The sequence below is a fragment of the Rossellomorea sp. H136 genome (assembly GCF_056838065.1).
Window position 1 is genome coordinate 1,737,805 of record NZ_CM166371.1, and the last position, 17,471, is coordinate 1,755,275.

A 17,471-nucleotide genomic window follows, 5' to 3' on the forward strand; every position below is an offset into this window, starting at 1 on the left:
ATTAAAGGTGGTTATCAATTCATAAGAGACATTCGTCATAAGATTTGCTAGTATTATTACGACTATATACAATTCATGATAAGAAGGAGGGTGTATATGATGTCTGAAATAACCCAGGATCAATCAAAAGAAAGAGATAAACAAGAAAAAGAAATGTATGATGAAGAACTTCTCATTAGAGCACTACAAGAAGAAGATCTGGATTTATTTCGCTCAGAATTCGTCCATTTACACTCTTATGACCAAGCTAAGTTTTTTTCGAAAATAGATGAAGCCCTGCGAAGCCGCCTGTATCATTATCTGTCTCCGGAAGAGATGGCGGAGCTTTTTGAAAGTCTGGATATAGATGAAGAGGATTATCAGGGTATATTAGCGGAAATGAATCCTACTTATGCCGCTGAAATGCTATCGAATATGTATGCTGATGACGCGGTGGATGTCTTAAATGAGCTGGATAAGGACCAAGTAGTTAGTTATTTGACGATCATGGATGATGAATCGGCTAAAGAAATAAAAGAATTATTGCATTATGAAGAGTATACAGCCGGTAGTATCATGACTACTGAGTTTGTCGCCATATCCAAGAATCAGACCGTCCGTTCTGCCATGTATATCTTGAAAAATGAAGCCCCTAATGCTGAAACGATTTACTACATTTATGTAGTGGATGATGATAAAAAACTCGTAGGGGTTATCTCCTTAAGGGATCTCATCATCAGCCATGATGATGTGATGATAGGTGAAATCATGAGCGATCGTGTCATGTCTGTAGGCGTCAGCGAAGATCAGGAGGCAGTCGCGAGACAAATGAAAGATTATGACTTCCTTGCTTTGCCTGTTGTTGATTTCCAGCATCACTTACTGGGGATCATCACCGTGGATGACATTATGGACGTTATGGAAGAAGAAGCATCTGATGACTATTCAAAGTTAGCTGGTATCGCGGATTTGGATTCCATCGACCGAAGTCCATATAATGCAGCGAAGAAGCGTCTTCCATGGCTGATTGCATTACTGTTTCTAGGGATGTTCACCGCGAGCCTTATCGGGAGATTTGAAGACACGTTAGATAAAGTTGCGATTCTTGCCGTGTTTATCCCATTGATCGCCGGAATGGCAGGTAATACCGGAACTCAGGCCCTTGCTGTTGCCGTTAGAGGGATTGCAACCGGTGACCTGGAAAAGGAAAACAAGATGTCCCTTGTCATCCGTGAAGCGGGAACCGGACTTATAACTGGTACTACATGCGGGTTAGTCGTCAGCATCGTGGTCTATGTATGGAAAGGTGAATTCTTCCTGGGAGTTCTCGTTGGGATCTCCGTGTTGGTGTCATTATTTGTTGCAACGCTCGCTGGTACATTAGTACCGTTACTTATGCACAAACTAAAAGTGGATCCAGCAGTCGCTTCTGGTCCTTTTATTACGACGATAAATGATATTATCAGTATTTTAATTTATTTTGGCTTAGCGACATTGTTTATGAATTACTTAATATAGAGAGAAGAGAGAGGGGGAGGTATTGATGGAACAGCATGCGTCCGTTACATCATTAGTTATTGTTATTCTTGTAGCTTTTTTAACTCCCATATTGCTGCATAAATTCAAATTGAATTTTATTCCTGTAGTCATCGCTGAAATCATTATGGGATTAATAATAGGTAAGAGCGGATTTAATATCGTTCACCAGGACATGTGGTTGGAAACACTGTCTACACTTGGATTTATTTTCCTCATGTTCTTAAGTGGTCTGGAAATTGATTTCACTGCTTTTTCAGGAGGAAAGAAGAAAAAAGAACGGTTACCGAATGGAAAAGAAGAACCGAACCGTCTGAAGGTAGCGACTATTATATTTATCGGGATATTCTTTGTTTCACTTGGCCTGTCTTATCTGTTCGTCTTATTCGGGCTCATTGATAATGCATTCTTAATGACCCTTATTATCTCCACCATTTCACTTGGTGTCGTGGTTCCTACACTTAAGGAAGCACATATCATGAAAAGCGCCATCGGGCAGATCATCCTGCTTGTGGCGGTTATTGCAGACCTTGTGACTATGATATTACTGGCTGTATTCGTGTCACTATACGGTGAAGGTCATGGAAACATGTGGCTTCTCCTCATCCTGTTCGGTGTTGGAGTACTCTTATATTTCCTGGCAAAGAGATTGAAGAACAATTCCTTCATCAAGAGTTTGTCGACAGGTACCGTACAAATCGGCACACGAGCTGTCTTTACATTGATCATTCTACTTGTAGCTGTATCTGAAACCGTTGGGGCTGAAAACATTCTAGGTGCATTCCTTGCAGGTGTACTGGTTTCATTATTGGCACCAAATCAGGAGATGGTTCATAAGCTTGATTCCTTTGGTTATGGATTCTTAATCCCGATTTTCTTCGTGATGGTAGGGGTTGAATTGGATCTGGGATCACTACTAAGTGATAAAAAGATGCTTCTGTTGATTCCGTTACTTCTGCTTGCGTTCCTAGTTTCGAAAATCATCCCGGTTTACTTATTAAAGTATTGGTATGATACGAAAACAACGATTGCGTCAGCATTTTTACTTACATCAACGTTATCACTTGTCATTGCAGCTGCTAAAATCGCTGAGAGAATGGAAATCATCACAGCACAAATGAGTGGTACGCTCATATTAGTAGCCGTGATCACGTGTATCATTACGCCAATATTCTTCAAAAAGCTCTTCCCAAGGGAAAGCGCAAAGGAGAAAAAGCTCAAGATTACATTCCTGGGAGCTAATCAACTTACGATGCCGGTTTCAAGGGAACTTCATTCATCCCTTTATGAACCAGTCTTGTATCATACAAAACAAGATAAGTCTGATCGTAATATTGCTGATTCTTTGTTTACCATCAATGAAATTGATAATTACGAGTTAGACACACTCGAAGAGAACAATATCTTTGATTCTGATATCATTGTGATTTCAACGGGTGATGAGGAAATCAACGCAACTCTTGCCGTTACCGCTAAAGAATATGGCGTAAATCGTGTCATTGTAAGGGTTGAGAGTCCTGACTTACATGAGACACTGAGAGAACAGGACATTGAAGTATATTCCGTATTCCTGTCAACGAAAGCTTTACTACGTGCACTCATTGAATCACCGTCTGTCTTGAATATCCTTACGAATCAAGAGGCCTCGCTTTATGAGATCCGCATGCTGAACAGTCAGTTTGAAGGCATGACCCTTCGGAAATTTCCGTTTACAGGGGATGTTATATTTGTTCGGATCTTTAGAGGAAAAGATTCCATTGTTCCTCACGGAGATACAGAACTCCACATGAATGACCGCTTGATCGTCACCGGATCAAAAGAATATGTAGATGAACTAAAACGCGAGCTTGAATTCTGCGAGTATTGCTAAGTTTAAGATAAACTAATCAAGAGGCTGGGACAAAAGTTTTTTTTCCTAAGTCAAACCCGAACAAACCTGCTTCTTAGTGTGCAGATTTGTTCGGGTTATTATTTATTTTCGAATCATTTGATTTTAGCTGTTTCCAGCGGTTGATTGGAGTGCAAGACGAAGACTCCTGCGGGAAAGTAGCTTACGTGAGACCCCGCAGGCTTGCCGAGGAGGCTCACGGGCTACCCGCGGAAAGCGTAGTCTTGCACGGAAATCATTAGCGGTATGAAGAACCTACACTTCTATTGTTCGTCTTTTTATCGTGGTTTTTTAGTTTTGTCCCAGCCTCTTTTTTTATTAAAGGAGTTTTCATACTTACCTCTAATAACTAATAAAAGAGATTAATGATTGGGAGGCTAAAAGCATGTGGGAAACAAAGGTAATTGAAATCAGAGCTAGGGTGAAAGCTAGCTTCATGGATGTACCTGTTGAGAAGCTGAATGAAAAGCCTTCGCCAGAGGAATGGAGCATAGCTCAAATTATTCTCCATCTGGCTGGAGCGGAAAAAAGATTTTTAACATTGGCAATCGAGTCAGCGGAGAATCAAACAGGAACATGTGAAAATGGAGCTGATTTATCCGTGTTCGATGATCCATCTAAGAAATTGAAGGCACCAATCGAACCAACTTCTGTGTTTCAAAAAAAGGAAGATTTAATGCTGGCCTTAGATGAATCCCGGTCATTCACTACACGCTTCCTGGAATTATACACGCAAGAAGGTTTGAAAAGTCGATCCATGAACCATCATCGATTTGGAGATATGCCCATATGGCAGGTGTTAGAGCTTCTAGGTAAACATGAACAAAGGCATTTAGTTCAAGTCGAAGAAGTTAAAAGGCGAATCCTGTAGGAATTCTTCTTTTCTTTTGTGGTGTATTACTGTAGAATTAGTATCAGGTACTAATAACATGTATAAAATAGGAGGATTACAATGACTCTTTCATTAAAAGGTAAAACATATGTCGTTATGGGAGTTGCGAATAAACGCAGTATAGCATGGGGAATTGCCCGTTCCTTACATCAATCAGGTGCACGTTTAATCTTTACATATGCAGGCGAGCGTTTTGAAAAAGGGGTTAGAGATCTTGCCGGGACTTTGGAAGGTGGAGAAGATTCATTAGTGTTGCCTTGTGATGTAACAAGTGATGAAGACATCGAAAAATGCTTTGCAACGATTAAGGAAGAAGTCGGAGTGATTCACGGACTTGCCCACTGTATCGCATTTGCCAATAAAGAAGAGCTTGCTGGTGATTACATGAACACAACAAGAGACGGGTTCCTTCTGGCTCACAATATCAGCTCATACTCCTTGACAGCTGTTGCTAAAGTAGCGAAGGATCTTATGACTGAAGGTGGAAGTATCGTTTCCATGACATACCTTGGTGGTGAGAGAGTGATGCAAAACTACAACGTAATGGGTGTAGCAAAAGCATCTCTTGAAGCGAGTGTGAAATATCTTGCCAGCGATCTTGGAAAGCACGGCATTCGTGTGAACGCGATCTCTGCAGGACCGATCCGCACCTTGTCTGCTAAAGGTGTAGGTGACTTCAACAGCATACTGAAAGAAATCGAAGAGCGTGCTCCGCTCCGCCGCAATACAACACAAGAAGAAGTCGGTGATACGGCAGTATTCCTATTTAGTGATTATTCACGAGGGATTACAGGTGAGAACCTGCATGTAGACTCCGGTTATCATGTATTAGGTTAAAATATAGACATACGGAACCCTGGTTGCAGAAATTTTACTGTAGCCGGGTTTCTTTTGTTATGTAGAGATAGTATTTATCTATAGCTAACAAGAAACTCATAGGCGGTTCCTGCATACATATAAATGTAGAATGGAAGGAGGGATACGATTGAATAGACAGAAAAAGCCACTATTATATATACATCAACCCAGATTGAATGATGTGAAAAGCAGCATGCAGGAAGTCTTTAGAGGGTCGTCAAGCATCGTCCAACCAAAAAAAGAAGAAAGAAACACCCAGCCAATCGAAATGAAAAGGAAAAGCGCTGAGTTGTTTGAAGCTGCTCCATTAGGGAGGTTAAAGCAGCCTGAGTATCATACGATTGTAAAAAGGGAAACTCAAGAGGTTCGGCCCATTATAAAAGAGGCTTCTAATAATGAAGAACCAACTCAAGGTGAATTAGGCATGGAACACTCACATGACGGTTACTTTAAACCACTTACTCCTTTTAAAGACCTGGATCTGAATGGGAAAATTGAATATATGCAGCAAAGTATAATGGGGAGAGCCCCATTTCCATGTGCGTTTCAAACAGAAGAAGGGGTGTATCGTGGTGTATTAACCAGTGCAGATGGCGCATCCATTGATATTAAAACGTTTCAAGGTGAAGAAATTACTTTAAATAGAAATTCTATAAAGGCGATCAAAATCATTGGATTGAAATAAAAGAAGCCAGCCGGAATTTCCGACTGGCTTTTTATTCCTGTGCTGATTAGTCACAAACTCCTTCTACTCTTACATCATCGATACATTGGATAGCGCAGAAGCAATCTAGATCAACTGTGATACAATCTCCAGTCAATTCGTAAATGAAGTTATTATTTAACCCCATTAATTCGTCTTCTGATTCTACGTCTTCACCTGTAACATGAACTTTCTTTAAAACTTGAAGTGTGGCACAGCAGTCGTCAAATACATTCTTCACACGGAAGTAAGGTGTTTTCCAGCAATAATGTTTAGGGTGAACCTTGAATAGGTCTCCTTTTTTATTATAAAGTTTGAAAACACGAGTATTTGGTGCATTTCCAACTGGACTTACCAAAGATCCTAATGGTTCAAGAAAACAATCATTTTTACAATCAAAACAGTCTTGATCTGCTGCATCTTGAACATCTTTAATAGCGCGAACAGCAAGGCATACACAACCGCGGTCTCTTGCACCTGCAATGTCATCTTTTCTGTAATTACCGCAACCCATAAGAATTTTCCTCCTTAAATAATTTTCACTACACTAATAACATATTGTAGAAGAGGAAATTGGGTAACGGACAAATGCCCCTTTTGACTAAATTGGGCGGGATATAGTTTATATAAGGAGTGGGAATATGGAGTTACTTGACATTATTATATTGGGTATTGCTGTGTTTAGACTGACTCACCTCATCGTATTTGATAAAATAACGGAATTCTTAAGGACTCCTTATTTTGATGAAGTATCTGAAATGTCAGAAGATGGGGTGGAAGAAATCTTCCTTTTACCCAAAAAAGGTGGAATAAAAGGGTTTATAGGGGAGTTATTATCATGTTATTGGTGTACAGGTATTTGGGTTACTGTATTCCTATATGCAGGAAATATTTTTTTTCCACAATTTTTCATCCCGATTATCACAGTATTGGCAGTTGCTGGAGTCGCTTCCATATTAGAGGCGGCTGTCCAAAGTTGGATAAGAGAGTAGCTCATTAGGTAATTAGTGGAAACAAGCTTGCACTATCGCACATATAATGGTCGTAGGGCAATGGTAAAAGGAGGGCGATCATTATGAAGATTACTACTGCAAATACCAAGAAACCAACAAATTCTCCCGTTAAGAAAAAAGGCTGCGGTTGTGGATCAAAAGTGAAGAAAAGATAGGCTGCTCAAAAATGGGCAGTTTTTTTTTTTCATAAAATCTCACTTTAAGAAAAAAATAAAACATGAGTACAAATAAAAGAGGGATATGTTATGAACAAAAAACGAATCATCGTTCCACTTACGCTACTTGTCTTAATAGGTTGCGCCAATAAGGAAGATGGAAACGACAGCAAGATTGCGCTTATGAAGAAAACGGATCCGCCCCCAATTGAGTTAGTGGACAATCCTGAAACAGACAGCTATGGACATGCCATTAAGAGGGAAATTTCGAAAATGAAAGAGCTTTATGACGTAGCGGTCATTCAAGGAAAAGAAGAAACGCTCGTGGTATATAAAGTGAAGCACCTGCAAAGATTCCATATGAAGAAGATCGAAAAAAAGATGGATGGTTATTTAGAAGAGAAATATCCGGATGAAGACTTTATATTGTCCAGTGATTACAAGATATTTCTTGAAACCATCCGTTTAAAGGAAAAGCTTAAGAGGGGTTCGATTTCAAAAAAAGATGCGGAAAAGAAGTTCCAGGATATTGTGAAGCTTCAAAAGGAAAAGACGTAGGAGGAATGTTTTGTGGGGAAATCACCAAAAACGCCCGAACAGAAAAAATACGAACAGTTGGAGAAACAATATGAAACAAAGAGGCCACTTCTTAAAAATGTACTAAAGGCTTTCTTTGTGGGAGGATTCTTCTGCTTAGTCGGTCAGGGAATTACGTATATATTTATTTATTTCTTTAATTTCACTGAGCAAACTGCAGGAAATCCAACTGTTGCCACTATGGTATTTATATCAATGCTTCTGACGGGGTTTGGCGTGTATGATCATATCGGTCAGTTTGCAGGTGCAGGTAGTGCAGTCCCAGTAACAGGATTTGGTAACTCCGTCATTGCGGCAGCCATTGAGCATAAAACGGAAGGGTATGTTTTAGGAGTTGGCGGTAATATATTCAAGTTGGCAGGTTCTGTAATTGTATTCGGAGTGTTTTCAGCATTTATCGTTGCATTAATCAAGACAATCTTAATTCAATTGGGGGTGATTTAATGCTTAAGGGTTCAAGGTCATGGGTATTTCCTACTTATCCAGCCATCCTGTCTACCGGTGTCGTTGGAGGTCCGTTTGAAAAAAAAGGGAACTTAGCTTCCGACTTTGATCAGTTTTACGATGACCTGTGGCTGGGACAGGACACATATGAAAAAGCCAATCGAACTCTCATAGAAGATGCAGTTCAGATTGCGTTGGAAAAACAGTCTCTTCAAAAAAGCGATGTACAGTTTTTCTTAACGGGGGATCTTATTAATCAAATTACCCCATCAAGCTTTGCTGCCAGGACCAATGGAATCCCATACTTCGGATTATTCGGAGCATGCTCAACATCGATGGAGGGCTTGGCGTTATCTGCATTCTTGGTAAATTATCATGGGGCTCAGCATGTGGTGACAGGGGCATCCAGCCATAATGCCGCGACCGAGAAACAATTCCGTTACCCGACTGAATATGGCGGTCAAAAGCCTCCAACAGCTCAGTGGACTGTAACAGGTGCAGGTTATGCTGTAATTGGGGAAGGGGGGGCTGTTACGACCCCGACGCCGAGAGTGACGTCTGCAACTATTGGAAAGGTAATGGATATGGGGTTGAATGATCCATTTAATATGGGTGGGGCCATGGCACCGGCTGCAGCGGATACGATTGCTGGGCATTTTCAAGATCTGGGAAGAGATCCTTCATACTATGATTTGATCATCACAGGTGATCTGGCTAAAATCGGCAGGCAGACTGCCATTGAGATGCTGAGAAAAAAGGGGTATAACTTCTCAGATCATCAGTTTAATGATTGTGGATTGCTCATATATGGAAATGATCAACCGGTCCAATCTGGAGCCAGTGGTCCAGGGTGCTCAGCCACGGTTCTCTATGGACATCTATTGAATGAAATGAAAAAAGGAACATATAAACGAATCTTAGTCGTGGCGACGGGTGCGCTGTTATCTCCCCTTACATTTCAACAAGGGGAAACGATCCCCTGTATTGCACATGCGGTTTCAATCGAATATATGTAAAAGAAAGGAGGAAACGAAGTGTTAGCAATGTTTTTTTGGGCTTTTACCATAGGCGGCATCATTTGTGTGATTGGTCAATTAATGTTTGATGTTGCTAAATTAACCCCGGCTCATACACTAAGCTTACTGGTTGTGGCGGGGGCAGTTTTTTCAGGATTTGGATTGTACGAGCCGCTCATTGATTTTGCCGGTGCAGGAGCGACCATTCCTATAACAAGTTTTGGTAACGCCCTTGTCAATGGAGCCATGCAGGAATCACAGGAGCATGGGATAGTGGGAGTCCTTACGGGGATGTTTGAAGTGACAAGTTCAGGGATTTCGTCAGCAATCATATTCGGTGTCATTGGGGCACTCCTTTTCAAACCAAAAGGATGATAGAGGTGAAAAACGATGCCTGAATATTTAGAGGTGGCGTTACGCAGTATATTTATCTTGCTTTCCTTATTTGCAATAACCAAGTTACTTGGGAAGAAACAGTTATCTAAATTGTCATTTTTTGAGTACATTACAGGAATCACGGTTGGGAGCATTGCAGGGACACTTTCCATGGATCTTGGCCTTCCTTTAAGTGAAGGGCTGATGAGCATCTTTTTATGGTTTTCCTTTCCACTCATTTTCTCATTTCTTTCTCTTAAGAGCGTTCGATTTAGACGATTTGCTGAGGGAAAGCCGGCTGTTTTCATAAAGGATGGAAATATTGATGAGAAGGCTTTAAAGAAAGAACAGTATTCCGTTGATGAACTGCTGGAACAATTGAGAAAGAAAGACGTTTTCAGAGCTGCAGATGTGGAGTTTGCGTCATTGGATACCAACGGAGATCTAAGTGTTTTGCTCAAAAGAGAAAAAAGGCCGCTTGTTCGAGAAGATGTATTTAATATCTCACAAAAGTCTACTCCTCCACAAGCAGTCATTTCAGATGGGGAAATAGATGAAGAGGCTCTGCGAGAAGTAGGATTTCCTCTGCCCTGGTTACAAAAAGAGCTAGCCAAAAGACAATTGCAAGTTGAATCCATTTTCCTTGCCCAACTTGACACTGAAGGAAACCTGACCTTCGACCTGTACAATTGGACAAACACACAATAAATTCTCCAAAAGCCCATACGTATTGTTCTCTCTATACATATGTTATAAGAGACTAAAGGTAAAAGAGAGGTGAAATTATATGTATGGATATGGATACGGTGGCTGTGGATATGGCGGCGGCGGTTATGGCTCAACATTTGTATTGATCGTTGTGCTTTTCATTCTCTTGATTATCGTTGGAGCAAGCTTCTGTTAGAAAGGGGTACAAAAGGCAGAATCCTCATTTGAGAGATTTTGTCTTTTTGTTTTGTTCTTTTTACAAAGGTTGTTGTTTAATAACATGGGTTCTGCTTTGGCTCTGTCAATTTGTGACAGAGCTAAAAGGTGTCATAAAACAAGCTAAATCTTTGGTAGGTAATAACGATATACATTGACTAATTATATTTTTACCTTGCATAATGAGGTTAATTTTGTGCTCCTTTGTAGATAGTTTGTTTTGGGAACAAACGCTAACATAGCCACAATAGGAGCTTTTTTGGTATTTGTCTATCCGTTATTAGGAAGACGAAATTAGAAGCACAGGGTGGATTGTAGCGGAAAGCAACTGTCACATTTTCACGCTAACACATATTTAAATTTAAGTTCACTTTTTTGCAAGATATGCAATGCCAGTGGGCGAGACCCCAATGAGGGTGCTTTTCAGGCCGTACTTTCTCTGTGTAGATAGCAACAAGGTTAACGAAAAAGAGCAATTTTTTTAATAATGAATCTTAAATACAGGAAAACATGTAAACCTTCAATAAAATTAATTCATAATCACGCTCCTGGGTTTTTTACATATGATGCTTATAGTTAAAAGGAGGCGTGAAGGAAATGAATAATAACTTTTTTAAGAATTTAGAGAAGAAGACAGGCGTAAACATGAACGAAGTGTTAGAGCTTGCGAACTCATTACAAAATGCAAACTTCAAAGATGAAGCAACCGTTAGAAGCGTCATTAAACGCGTATCTAAAATTGCCAATAAGCCCGTAAACAAGGAAATGGAAAATAAGATTGTACAGTCGATTGTAAATGATGGAAAGCAATTAGACTTTGGAACCATCTCCAACATGTTAAACAAGGGGAAGAAATAAAAGGTATAAATAAATGAAGGAGAATGGACATAAAGATGCGTGCCAACACGTATTTTATGTTAATTCTCCTATTTATTTTTTGAATAGGGTGTAAGGTAGTCAGACAATTATCCCGGCATGATACATATTTCAGCAGAATTTGAACAGACCATGTATTCGATAAATCCTAGATAAAGTTTAATGTTCAACCCAATATGGGTAACTAATACCAAGGAGGTAATGAAAATGGGATACATTGCTCCAATTCCTCACCATCAGTATAAACAGTATCAGGAACGAGAATTAAAAGTCGAAAAACATCCGTTTACCTTTCTCCCCGTCCAACCTGTAAAGCCCATGAAAAATAAAACTCAAGCATATAATGAAGAAACAGAATCATCTTATCATGTTCTTCAATCAAATCAACGACAGACTTCATACCAGGCACTCACTAAACAATCCATTCCAACAACTTTATTAGCCCATTTAACAGGAAAAGGAAAGCACTTTAACGAATATGTATAAAGAAGTTTGAGGGACTTTTTATGCACTTTGAAAAATCCCAAAGGAGCGAACCTTATGGGATTTTTTAATTAACTGCTGGTATCTGGCCCGGGACATATTTGGAGGTAATAACTTGAAACTACAAAACCTTGCCGAGCATTGTTATGCATTTACAGGTAGCGTTACCGTCGGCTACTGCATTAAAGAAGGAAAGGGGCTTCTTATTGACAGCGGTTTGGATGATTCTTCCATGAAGAAAGTGATGAAAATCTTATCCAATGAAGGGCTGCCGTTACATTATTGTGTCATCACCCATGCCCACGCCGATCATTTTGGAGGAGCTCACTACTTGAAGAAAAGACAAGGGACTCCATTGTATGCTCCAAAACTTGAAAAAGCGATTATGGAGAATTCGATCCTTGAACCGATTTATCTATTCAATGGAGCTAATCCAATAAATGACCTGAGAAATAAGTTTCTTGAAGGACAATCAGTGGTCATTGATGATGAGTTGAAAATTGGTGAAAATAGCATTGGACCATTTACATTTGAAGTAATTGACTTACCGGGTCATTCTTATGGTCAGGTAGGTATGCTTGTTGATGATGTTTTATATGCAGCGGACAGTTATTTTGGTGGGGATGCATTGGAGAAACATGTCATTCCGTTTATCATTGATGCGGACCAAACGCTGGATTCATTGGAAAAACTCCTTCACATATCATGCAAAGGAGCGATTCCAGGTCACGGGCACTATGAAGAAAACTTTGTTAAAACAGTTCAGGAAAATATTGATCTTCATATAGAAAGAATGAATGCTCTCCTGACACTAGTTAATGAAAAAGCAAGTGGCTTTTCATTTGGAAAACTCATGAAAGAGTATTTGGATCTACATAAAATAGTTGTATCAAATGTGGGGCAATGGCTTTTGTTCAGAACATCGGTTACAGCTTATCTTACCAGTCTTGAACGAAAGAAACTCCTATCGTTCACCATTAGAAATAATGAACTCATCATTAAGCCTCATTAATAACCTTGTACTAAAAGGCTTTCTCCTTCTTCCCATTCAGCATACATAACGTCCTTGGAGGAGAGGAAGCCTTGTTTTTTTATTTCACTTAAAAGCCAATCCTCCCTTTGTTCGGCCAGCTTTAAATTATCGTATACGATTTCTCCATCCACAATTAAAGAAAGAGGGAGGGAAGCATTTTTTGCCGGTATATTAAGGTCTTGACGCTGTACGATTTCATAAAGCGGTTTTCTAATCACACTCAGCGTACCGTCAGACTCTAATAGGGCAAATTCACATTCCCTTACTGAGAATATATCTTTTGCACGAAGCAGATGCTGCAGTTGATTCAGATCTAAGTGATTTTTCTTCAGCTCATCGAAGTTGATCTTCCCTTTATTAATGATTAAGGCAGGCGTACCTTCCAATATATGACGAAATCGACGGGATTTCTGGGTGAAATACTCTGTAAAAAAGATCAAACTCCCCCAGATAAAAATGGCAGCAAGGATCGGAATCACAGTGATCTTCCCATCATACAGGGAGTTCCCTACAAGTTCACCAAGAATTAATGCTGAAATGAAATCAAAGGCAGATATTTGAGTGATTTGAGTTTTACCAAGTACTTTCGTAAGAATCAATAAGGCAAAATACCCTACGATTAATTCGATGGCAATCGATGTGATTCCCATAAGGATCCCCCTTCCCATACACTTTCCCATTATCGACGAGTTGATATTGTAATATACTTCTTAAAATGAATTGCCTGAAGCAAAAAAAAAGGAACAAGTAATTAAGCGGTTCTGCTTAATTACTTGTTCCTTTTAAATATCCTTTTTCATTGTTTTATGAGGGATTCCTGCGTCCAGAAATTCATCAGATGTAACTTTGTATCCTAAGCCTTCATAAAAAGGGATTGCATATGTCTGTGCATTTAATTTTAATTGAGATAAGGGCTGTTGCTTCGCATGCTCTTCAATCGCAAGCATGATTTCACGACCTGCTCCTTTACCCCTGACGGATTCTAAAACACATATTCTTTCAACTTTGCCAATTCCATCAAGAATACGGAAACGGCCTGCACCTACAGCGACTGTTTGGTCATAAAGGACAAAATGAGTGGACTCGTTTTCGAACTCATCAATCTCTTCTTCAAGTGGAACCTTTTGCTCTTCCACAAACACTGTCTTTCTAATATTGAATACCTCTTGGATCTGATTTTCTGTTTTTGCAACTTCGACCTTCAACTCTTACTCTTCCTTTCCTAAACGGAAGGTTTCATAAACTGTCCAAGAGCCGTTTTCTAATTGATACAACAAGTGGAATCGGTCAATGGTTTCTTCATGATCGATTCCAAGCATACGCAGTGATCCGAAAATATCCGAGTGTTCATCATTCGAAAGCTTTTGGGCGACAGTGATGTGAGGAACGAAAGCGAATTCCGGCTCGTCACCCATGAAGTTTTGACTATGCATGTCATCGTGTAACCCTTGCAGTTCAGGAGTGGAGTTCACCTTGAAATAGATTACATTGTTCACAGGCTGAAAAGAACTTACTTTGTACACTTTTAAATTGAAGGGATCGTATTTCTTTGAAATAACATTTAATTTATTAGCTATATCTTTGATTTGATCATCATCTGCACTAAAGACATTCTTTAATGTCAAATGTGGTGGAACCAATGCATAATGAGGATCATAACGTTTCCTATAAGAGTTTGCGATATCTTGCAGTTTTTTCGATGGGAAAATGACTATACCATAATTCATTTTCTTCAATCCTCCTCTATTTAACTATCTTTGTATTATGTATAGTATAGCAAATTTTTCAAAAATTTAATATAGGGCGAACGGATAGGATCTTCTTTTATCAAAGTGATGCCAGCAACTCCCTGCATTCATTTAAAGAGAGGCAAGGGTGGTCCCTTGCCTAGTCGTGGGTTTAGTTAAACATTATCTTCAAAGCACGTCTCAAATCCGGTTGCCAATGCTTCCACGTATGATCTCCGTCGAACTCATCGTAAAAGGAAGAGAATCCTTTTTGATCGAATGTCTCGTGAAGCTTACGGTTTGGCTTTAAAAAGTCTTTTACTTTGCCGTCCGTCGTTTTCACCTCTGTTTCCTGTTTCCCAATGATATGGTAAATGCTTAACAATGGAGGTTGTGAGAAGTTTTCTACGGCTTCCAACACTTTCTCGTTAACGAAAGGTGACTGCAGGAGAACTTTGCCAAATGTATTTGGGTATTTTAATGCAGTCATCAATGAGACTGTCGCTCCTAATGAATCACCAATCAGGGCACGTCCCATTCCCATATGATAAGTTGGGTAATGCTCGTCCAGATACGGGACCAATTCATGTGCTAAAAAGCGAATGTATGCATCGTTTTCTTCACCATGTGGATGGTATTTTCTTCTCCGGTCCTCAACATCTTTATATGGGACTCCCACGATAATCATGTTTTCTATTTCCCTATTTTCGAGAAGTTCATCTGCCAGGCGAGGTATTCTTCCCAGCTGGAAATAGTCCTTACCATCCTGGGTGATCAGCAGAGAATATTTATAGAGGGGAGAAAAAGTAGCTGGCAGGTATACGAGCATCTTAATCTCTTCATTCAGTTCTTTACTAAAGAGGTTTAATTCGGTTACAGTTCCTCTTGCGGTTGTCATGACGATAGCCTCCTATAATCAGTGTTAACGTTTACAGAAAGATTGTATCATATTCTCCTCGATAATTCCCTAAAGCGGATTGAATACGAAAATTCAAAAGAATGGTATAATTCATGTAAGTTTAGGAACTGTCCAGAAAGGGGTATCTCAATGAATAAACCTGTACATTCAAGAGATGTAACGAAAGCTGCATTACAGAGGCTGAAAGAGAGAGGCGTATCAATAGAAGATATCGCTGAAATCGTCTATGAAATGCAGTATCCATATAATCATGAGTTAAATATGGAGGATTGTATCGAGAGTGTGAAGAAAGTGTTGTTAAAAAGAGAGATTCAGCATGCGATTCTTGTAGGGGTAGAACTGGATCAACTTGCTGAGGAGAAGAAGCTTTCCGAACCACTTCAATCAATTGTTGAATCAGATGAAGGGTTGTTTGGAGTAGATGAGACCATTGCTTTAGGTGCAGCATTAGGATATGGAAGCATCGCTGTTACCACTTTTGGCCATCTTGACAAAAATAAAATTGGTATCATCCGTGACCTCGATACGAAGAATGGGAAGGGTGTCCATACCTTTTTAGATGATATCGTGGCAAGTATTGCGGCAAATGCTTCTTCGAGAATTGCACATAGCCTACGGGACCGTGAAGAAAATATTTCAGAAGAAGATAAGATGAAATTTGAGGATGAGGAATTGATAGGCTAAATCATTGCCTGATATATAACAGATGGACTGAAGAGGAATAGTTCCTCTTCAGTCTTTTTACTGTGGACAAACATGCACAGGGGAGGAAAATTGACCGGAGAATTGTAACCGCTTTATACATTATGTATACATTTGTAAAATAATTGGCCTTACAAGAACAAGCCGTACAACAGATTTCAGTCAGAGTGAAATGGATGTAAAATAGGTTTTTTATAAAAATTGTTAAAATTTTATGTATTTGATTTGACAAGATTGTTACAGGCTGTGTTACAATTATTTCGGTAAAGTAGAAATTTAATAGGGGGGAATTAGAATATGAAAAAACGCAGTTTTTATCTAAGCACTGCACTACTTCTAGTTCTATCTGTCATTCTTGCTGCATGTGGCGGAGGATCAGGCGGAGGATCATCTGAGGGTGAAGATAACAAAGAGGTTGACTTCATTGGGATTGCTACAGGTGGAACCGGGGGTACATATTACCCGTTAGGCGGAACATTCGCTAAGATCATTGAAGATGAAACAGGAATCAAATCCTCGGCTTCTACTTCAGGGGCATCGGCTGAAAATATGGCTGCCATTAAAGACAGTAAAACTGAAATCGCTTTTACACAAACCGATATCGCATCTTATGCATCGGAAGGAACTGAAATGTTCAGCGATAATAAAGTAGAAAATGCAAGAGGAATTGCCACTCTATATCCTGAAACGATTCAAATCGTTACAACAAAGGATTCAGGTATCAAGTCCGTTGAAGATCTGAAAGGTAAAGTTGTTTCTGTCGGTGAAGCCGGCTCTGGAACATTACTGAACGCGAAACAAATCCTTGAGGTTCACGGAATTGCGTTAGAAGATTTAGAAGCTCGCAATCTATCATTTGATGATTCAACTACTGGTATCCAGGATGGTACAATCGATGCGGCGTTCATTACTTCAGGTACTCCAACCGGAGCGGTTGAAGGTTTGGCCGCAACGGAAGATATTACAATCGTACCTGTTGAATCCGGTAAAATCAGTGAGCTGATCGAGAAATATCCATACTACTCTGAGGATGAAATTCCTTCAGGGACGTACAGTAAAGTCGATGAGGCAGTTACAACCGTTGCGGTTCGTGCAATGTTAGTAACAAATGCTGATATTTCCGAAGATGTAATCTATGATGTGACAAAAGCCATTTTTGAAAATACAAATGCAATCACTCATGCCAAAGGTGAGTTAATCAAGGCTGAAGATGGACTAAAGGGTATGGGGATTGAATTACATCCTGGTGCGAAGAAATACTTTGATGAAAAAGGCGTTTCAATGGAATAGATCCACACCAGCAGAGGGACGAAGGGATAGGCCGCGTAAAACGGTCTATTCTTTTGTTTTG

Annotated in this window: 22 protein-coding genes; 17 read left to right on the forward strand and 5 right to left on the reverse strand. The window is 39.7% G+C overall.

What is annotated here, in order from left to right; translation table 11 throughout:
• The first annotated feature begins 153 nt into the window (after window positions 1–153).
• The 5 genes from mgtE (at window position 154) to ACYH0O_RS08800 (ending at window position 5,838) form a co-directional block, all read left to right on the forward strand.
• On the forward strand, window positions 154–1,497 hold the full coding sequence (gene mgtE / locus ACYH0O_RS08780) for a magnesium transporter (protein WP_149155390.1): 1,344 nt from the start codon (window positions 154–156) through the stop codon (window positions 1,495–1,497).
• Between the two features lie 25 nt (window positions 1,498–1,522).
• Window positions 1,523–3,385, forward strand: a complete 1,863-nt coding sequence (locus tag ACYH0O_RS08785) for a monovalent cation:proton antiporter family protein (protein ID WP_149155213.1) — start codon at window positions 1,523–1,525, stop codon at window positions 3,383–3,385.
• A 403-nt stretch (window positions 3,386–3,788) separates the two neighbouring features.
• Window positions 3,789–4,274 carry a DinB family protein gene (locus ACYH0O_RS08790; protein WP_482631976.1) on the forward strand — a complete coding sequence of 162 codons (486 nt, stop codon included), beginning with the start codon at window positions 3,789–3,791 and terminating at the stop codon, window positions 4,272–4,274.
• 81 nt (window positions 4,275–4,355) lie between these two features.
• Window positions 4,356–5,132 (forward strand): enoyl-ACP reductase FabI, encoded by a 777-nt coding sequence (gene fabI / locus ACYH0O_RS08795; RefSeq protein WP_113969974.1) that lies wholly within the window; start codon window positions 4,356–4,358, stop codon window positions 5,130–5,132.
• Window positions 5,133–5,280: 148 nt separating this feature from the next.
• Window positions 5,281–5,838, forward strand: a complete 558-nt coding sequence (locus ACYH0O_RS08800; protein WP_482631977.1) for a CotO family spore coat protein — start codon at window positions 5,281–5,283, stop codon at window positions 5,836–5,838.
• 46 nt (window positions 5,839–5,884) lie between these two features.
• On the opposite strand, the gene ACYH0O_RS08805 is transcribed toward ACYH0O_RS08800, so the two are convergent.
• The gene (locus tag ACYH0O_RS08805) at window positions 5,885–6,370 is read right to left on the reverse strand and encodes a CotY/CotZ family spore coat protein (RefSeq protein WP_148968484.1); all 486 of its coding nucleotides are present in this window, start codon (window positions 6,368–6,370) and stop codon (window positions 5,885–5,887) included.
• Window positions 6,371–6,497: 127 nt separating this feature from the next.
• Between ACYH0O_RS08805 and ACYH0O_RS08810 the strand changes: the two genes are divergently transcribed.
• The 10 genes from ACYH0O_RS08810 (at window position 6,498) to ACYH0O_RS08855 (ending at window position 12,751) form a co-directional block, all read left to right on the forward strand.
• On the forward strand, window positions 6,498–6,848 hold the full coding sequence (locus tag ACYH0O_RS08810) for a DUF1360 domain-containing protein (protein ID WP_149155216.1): 351 nt from the start codon (window positions 6,498–6,500) through the stop codon (window positions 6,846–6,848).
• Window positions 6,849–7,114: 266 nt separating this feature from the next.
• Window positions 7,115–7,582 (forward strand): sporulation protein, encoded by a 468-nt coding sequence (locus ACYH0O_RS08815; RefSeq protein ID WP_482631978.1) that lies wholly within the window; start codon window positions 7,115–7,117, stop codon window positions 7,580–7,582.
• A 12-nt stretch (window positions 7,583–7,594) separates the two neighbouring features.
• Entirely contained in the window at window positions 7,595–8,065 is a 471-nt protein-coding gene (gene spoVAC / locus ACYH0O_RS08820; protein ID WP_149155218.1) for a stage V sporulation protein AC, read from the forward strand.
• Window positions 8,065–9,081, forward strand: coding sequence for a stage V sporulation protein AD (gene spoVAD, locus ACYH0O_RS08825; RefSeq protein WP_482631979.1), 1,017 nt, complete (start codon window positions 8,065–8,067; stop codon window positions 9,079–9,081). Before spoVAC ends, spoVAD begins: the two co-directional genes overlap by 1 nt.
• 18 nt (window positions 9,082–9,099) lie before the next feature.
• Window positions 9,100–9,456 (forward strand): stage V sporulation protein AE, encoded by a 357-nt coding sequence (spoVAE, locus tag ACYH0O_RS08830; RefSeq protein ID WP_149155220.1) that lies wholly within the window; start codon window positions 9,100–9,102, stop codon window positions 9,454–9,456.
• A gap of 15 nt (window positions 9,457–9,471) precedes the next feature.
• Window positions 9,472–10,164: a DUF421 domain-containing protein gene (locus ACYH0O_RS08835; protein ID WP_149155221.1), complete on the forward strand. Its 693-nt coding sequence runs from the start codon at window positions 9,472–9,474 to the stop codon at window positions 10,162–10,164.
• A gap of 79 nt (window positions 10,165–10,243) precedes the next feature.
• A complete protein-coding gene (locus ACYH0O_RS08840) occupies window positions 10,244–10,360 on the forward strand; it encodes a YjcZ family sporulation protein (protein WP_082051146.1) in 117 nt (38 codons plus the stop codon).
• A gap of 617 nt (window positions 10,361–10,977) precedes the next feature.
• On the forward strand, window positions 10,978–11,238 hold the full coding sequence (gene spoVIF / locus ACYH0O_RS08845; protein ID WP_113970022.1) for a sporulation-specific transcription regulator SpoVIF: 261 nt from the start codon (window positions 10,978–10,980) through the stop codon (window positions 11,236–11,238).
• A 225-nt stretch (window positions 11,239–11,463) separates the two neighbouring features.
• Window positions 11,464–11,742: a hypothetical protein gene (locus ACYH0O_RS08850; RefSeq protein WP_482631980.1), complete on the forward strand. Its 279-nt coding sequence runs from the start codon at window positions 11,464–11,466 to the stop codon at window positions 11,740–11,742.
• 112 nt (window positions 11,743–11,854) lie between these two features.
• Complete coding sequence (locus ACYH0O_RS08855; RefSeq protein ID WP_482631981.1) at window positions 11,855–12,751, forward strand: MBL fold metallo-hydrolase; 897 nt, start codon at window positions 11,855–11,857, stop codon at window positions 12,749–12,751.
• Here ACYH0O_RS08855 and ACYH0O_RS08860 read toward each other — a convergent pair.
• The 4 genes from ACYH0O_RS08860 to ACYH0O_RS08875 form a co-directional block, all read right to left on the reverse strand.
• Entirely contained in the window at window positions 12,748–13,422 is a 675-nt protein-coding gene (locus tag ACYH0O_RS08860; RefSeq protein WP_482631982.1) for a DUF421 domain-containing protein, read from the reverse strand. The genes ACYH0O_RS08855 and ACYH0O_RS08860 overlap by 4 nt on opposite strands.
• Window positions 13,423–13,554: 132 nt before the next feature.
• A complete protein-coding gene (locus ACYH0O_RS08865; RefSeq protein WP_482631983.1) occupies window positions 13,555–13,977 on the reverse strand; it encodes a GNAT family N-acetyltransferase in 423 nt (140 codons plus the stop codon).
• 3 nt (window positions 13,978–13,980) lie between these two features.
• Window positions 13,981–14,499, reverse strand: coding sequence for a YjcG family protein (locus ACYH0O_RS08870; RefSeq protein ID WP_148968494.1), 519 nt, complete (start codon window positions 14,497–14,499; stop codon window positions 13,981–13,983).
• Between the two features lie 172 nt (window positions 14,500–14,671).
• The gene (locus ACYH0O_RS08875) at window positions 14,672–15,397 is read right to left on the reverse strand and encodes an alpha/beta hydrolase (protein ID WP_482631984.1); all 726 of its coding nucleotides are present in this window, start codon (window positions 15,395–15,397) and stop codon (window positions 14,672–14,674) included.
• 150 nt (window positions 15,398–15,547) lie between these two features.
• Between ACYH0O_RS08875 and ACYH0O_RS08880 the strand changes: the two genes are divergently transcribed.
• The gene (locus ACYH0O_RS08880) at window positions 15,548–16,102 is read left to right on the forward strand and encodes a phosphatidylglycerophosphatase A family protein (protein WP_482631985.1); all 555 of its coding nucleotides are present in this window, start codon (window positions 15,548–15,550) and stop codon (window positions 16,100–16,102) included.
• A gap of 315 nt (window positions 16,103–16,417) precedes the next feature.
• Window positions 16,418–17,410: a TAXI family TRAP transporter solute-binding subunit gene (locus ACYH0O_RS08885; protein WP_482631986.1), complete on the forward strand. Its 993-nt coding sequence runs from the start codon at window positions 16,418–16,420 to the stop codon at window positions 17,408–17,410.
• Window positions 17,411–17,471 lie beyond the last annotated feature (61 nt).

Excerpts from the sequence above, each read along its gene's own strand:
- mgtE (WP_149155390.1), top strand. The coding sequence starts at position 154 with ATGTATGATGAAGAACTTCTCATTAGAGCACTACAAGAAGAAGATCTG.
- ACYH0O_RS08785 (WP_149155213.1), top strand. The coding sequence starts at position 1,523 with ATGGAACAGCATGCGTCCGTTACATCATTAGTTATTGTTATTCTTGTA.
- ACYH0O_RS08790 (WP_482631976.1), top strand. The coding sequence starts at position 3,789 with ATGTGGGAAACAAAGGTAATTGAAATCAGAGCTAGGGTGAAAGCTAGC.
- fabI (WP_113969974.1), top strand. The coding sequence starts at position 4,356 with ATGACTCTTTCATTAAAAGGTAAAACATATGTCGTTATGGGAGTTGCG.
- ACYH0O_RS08805 (WP_148968484.1), bottom strand. The coding sequence starts at position 6,370 with ATGGGTTGCGGTAATTACAGAAAAGATGACATTGCAGGTGCAAGAGAC.
- ACYH0O_RS08810 (WP_149155216.1), top strand. The coding sequence starts at position 6,498 with ATGGAGTTACTTGACATTATTATATTGGGTATTGCTGTGTTTAGACTG.
- ACYH0O_RS08815 (WP_482631978.1), top strand. The coding sequence starts at position 7,115 with ATGAACAAAAAACGAATCATCGTTCCACTTACGCTACTTGTCTTAATA.
- spoVAD (WP_482631979.1), top strand. The coding sequence starts at position 8,065 with ATGCTTAAGGGTTCAAGGTCATGGGTATTTCCTACTTATCCAGCCATC.
- ACYH0O_RS08835 (WP_149155221.1), top strand. The coding sequence starts at position 9,472 with ATGCCTGAATATTTAGAGGTGGCGTTACGCAGTATATTTATCTTGCTT.
- ACYH0O_RS08840 (WP_082051146.1), top strand. The coding sequence starts at position 10,244 with ATGTATGGATATGGATACGGTGGCTGTGGATATGGCGGCGGCGGTTAT.
- spoVIF (WP_113970022.1), top strand. The coding sequence starts at position 10,978 with ATGAATAATAACTTTTTTAAGAATTTAGAGAAGAAGACAGGCGTAAAC.
- ACYH0O_RS08850 (WP_482631980.1), top strand. The coding sequence starts at position 11,464 with ATGGGATACATTGCTCCAATTCCTCACCATCAGTATAAACAGTATCAG.
- ACYH0O_RS08860 (WP_482631982.1), bottom strand. The coding sequence starts at position 13,422 with ATGGGAATCACATCGATTGCCATCGAATTAATCGTAGGGTATTTTGCC.
- ACYH0O_RS08870 (WP_148968494.1), bottom strand. The coding sequence starts at position 14,499 with ATGAATTATGGTATAGTCATTTTCCCATCGAAAAAACTGCAAGATATC.
- ACYH0O_RS08875 (WP_482631984.1), bottom strand. The coding sequence starts at position 15,397 with ATGACAACCGCAAGAGGAACTGTAACCGAATTAAACCTCTTTAGTAAA.
- ACYH0O_RS08880 (WP_482631985.1), top strand. The coding sequence starts at position 15,548 with ATGAATAAACCTGTACATTCAAGAGATGTAACGAAAGCTGCATTACAG.
- ACYH0O_RS08885 (WP_482631986.1), top strand. The coding sequence starts at position 16,418 with ATGAAAAAACGCAGTTTTTATCTAAGCACTGCACTACTTCTAGTTCTA.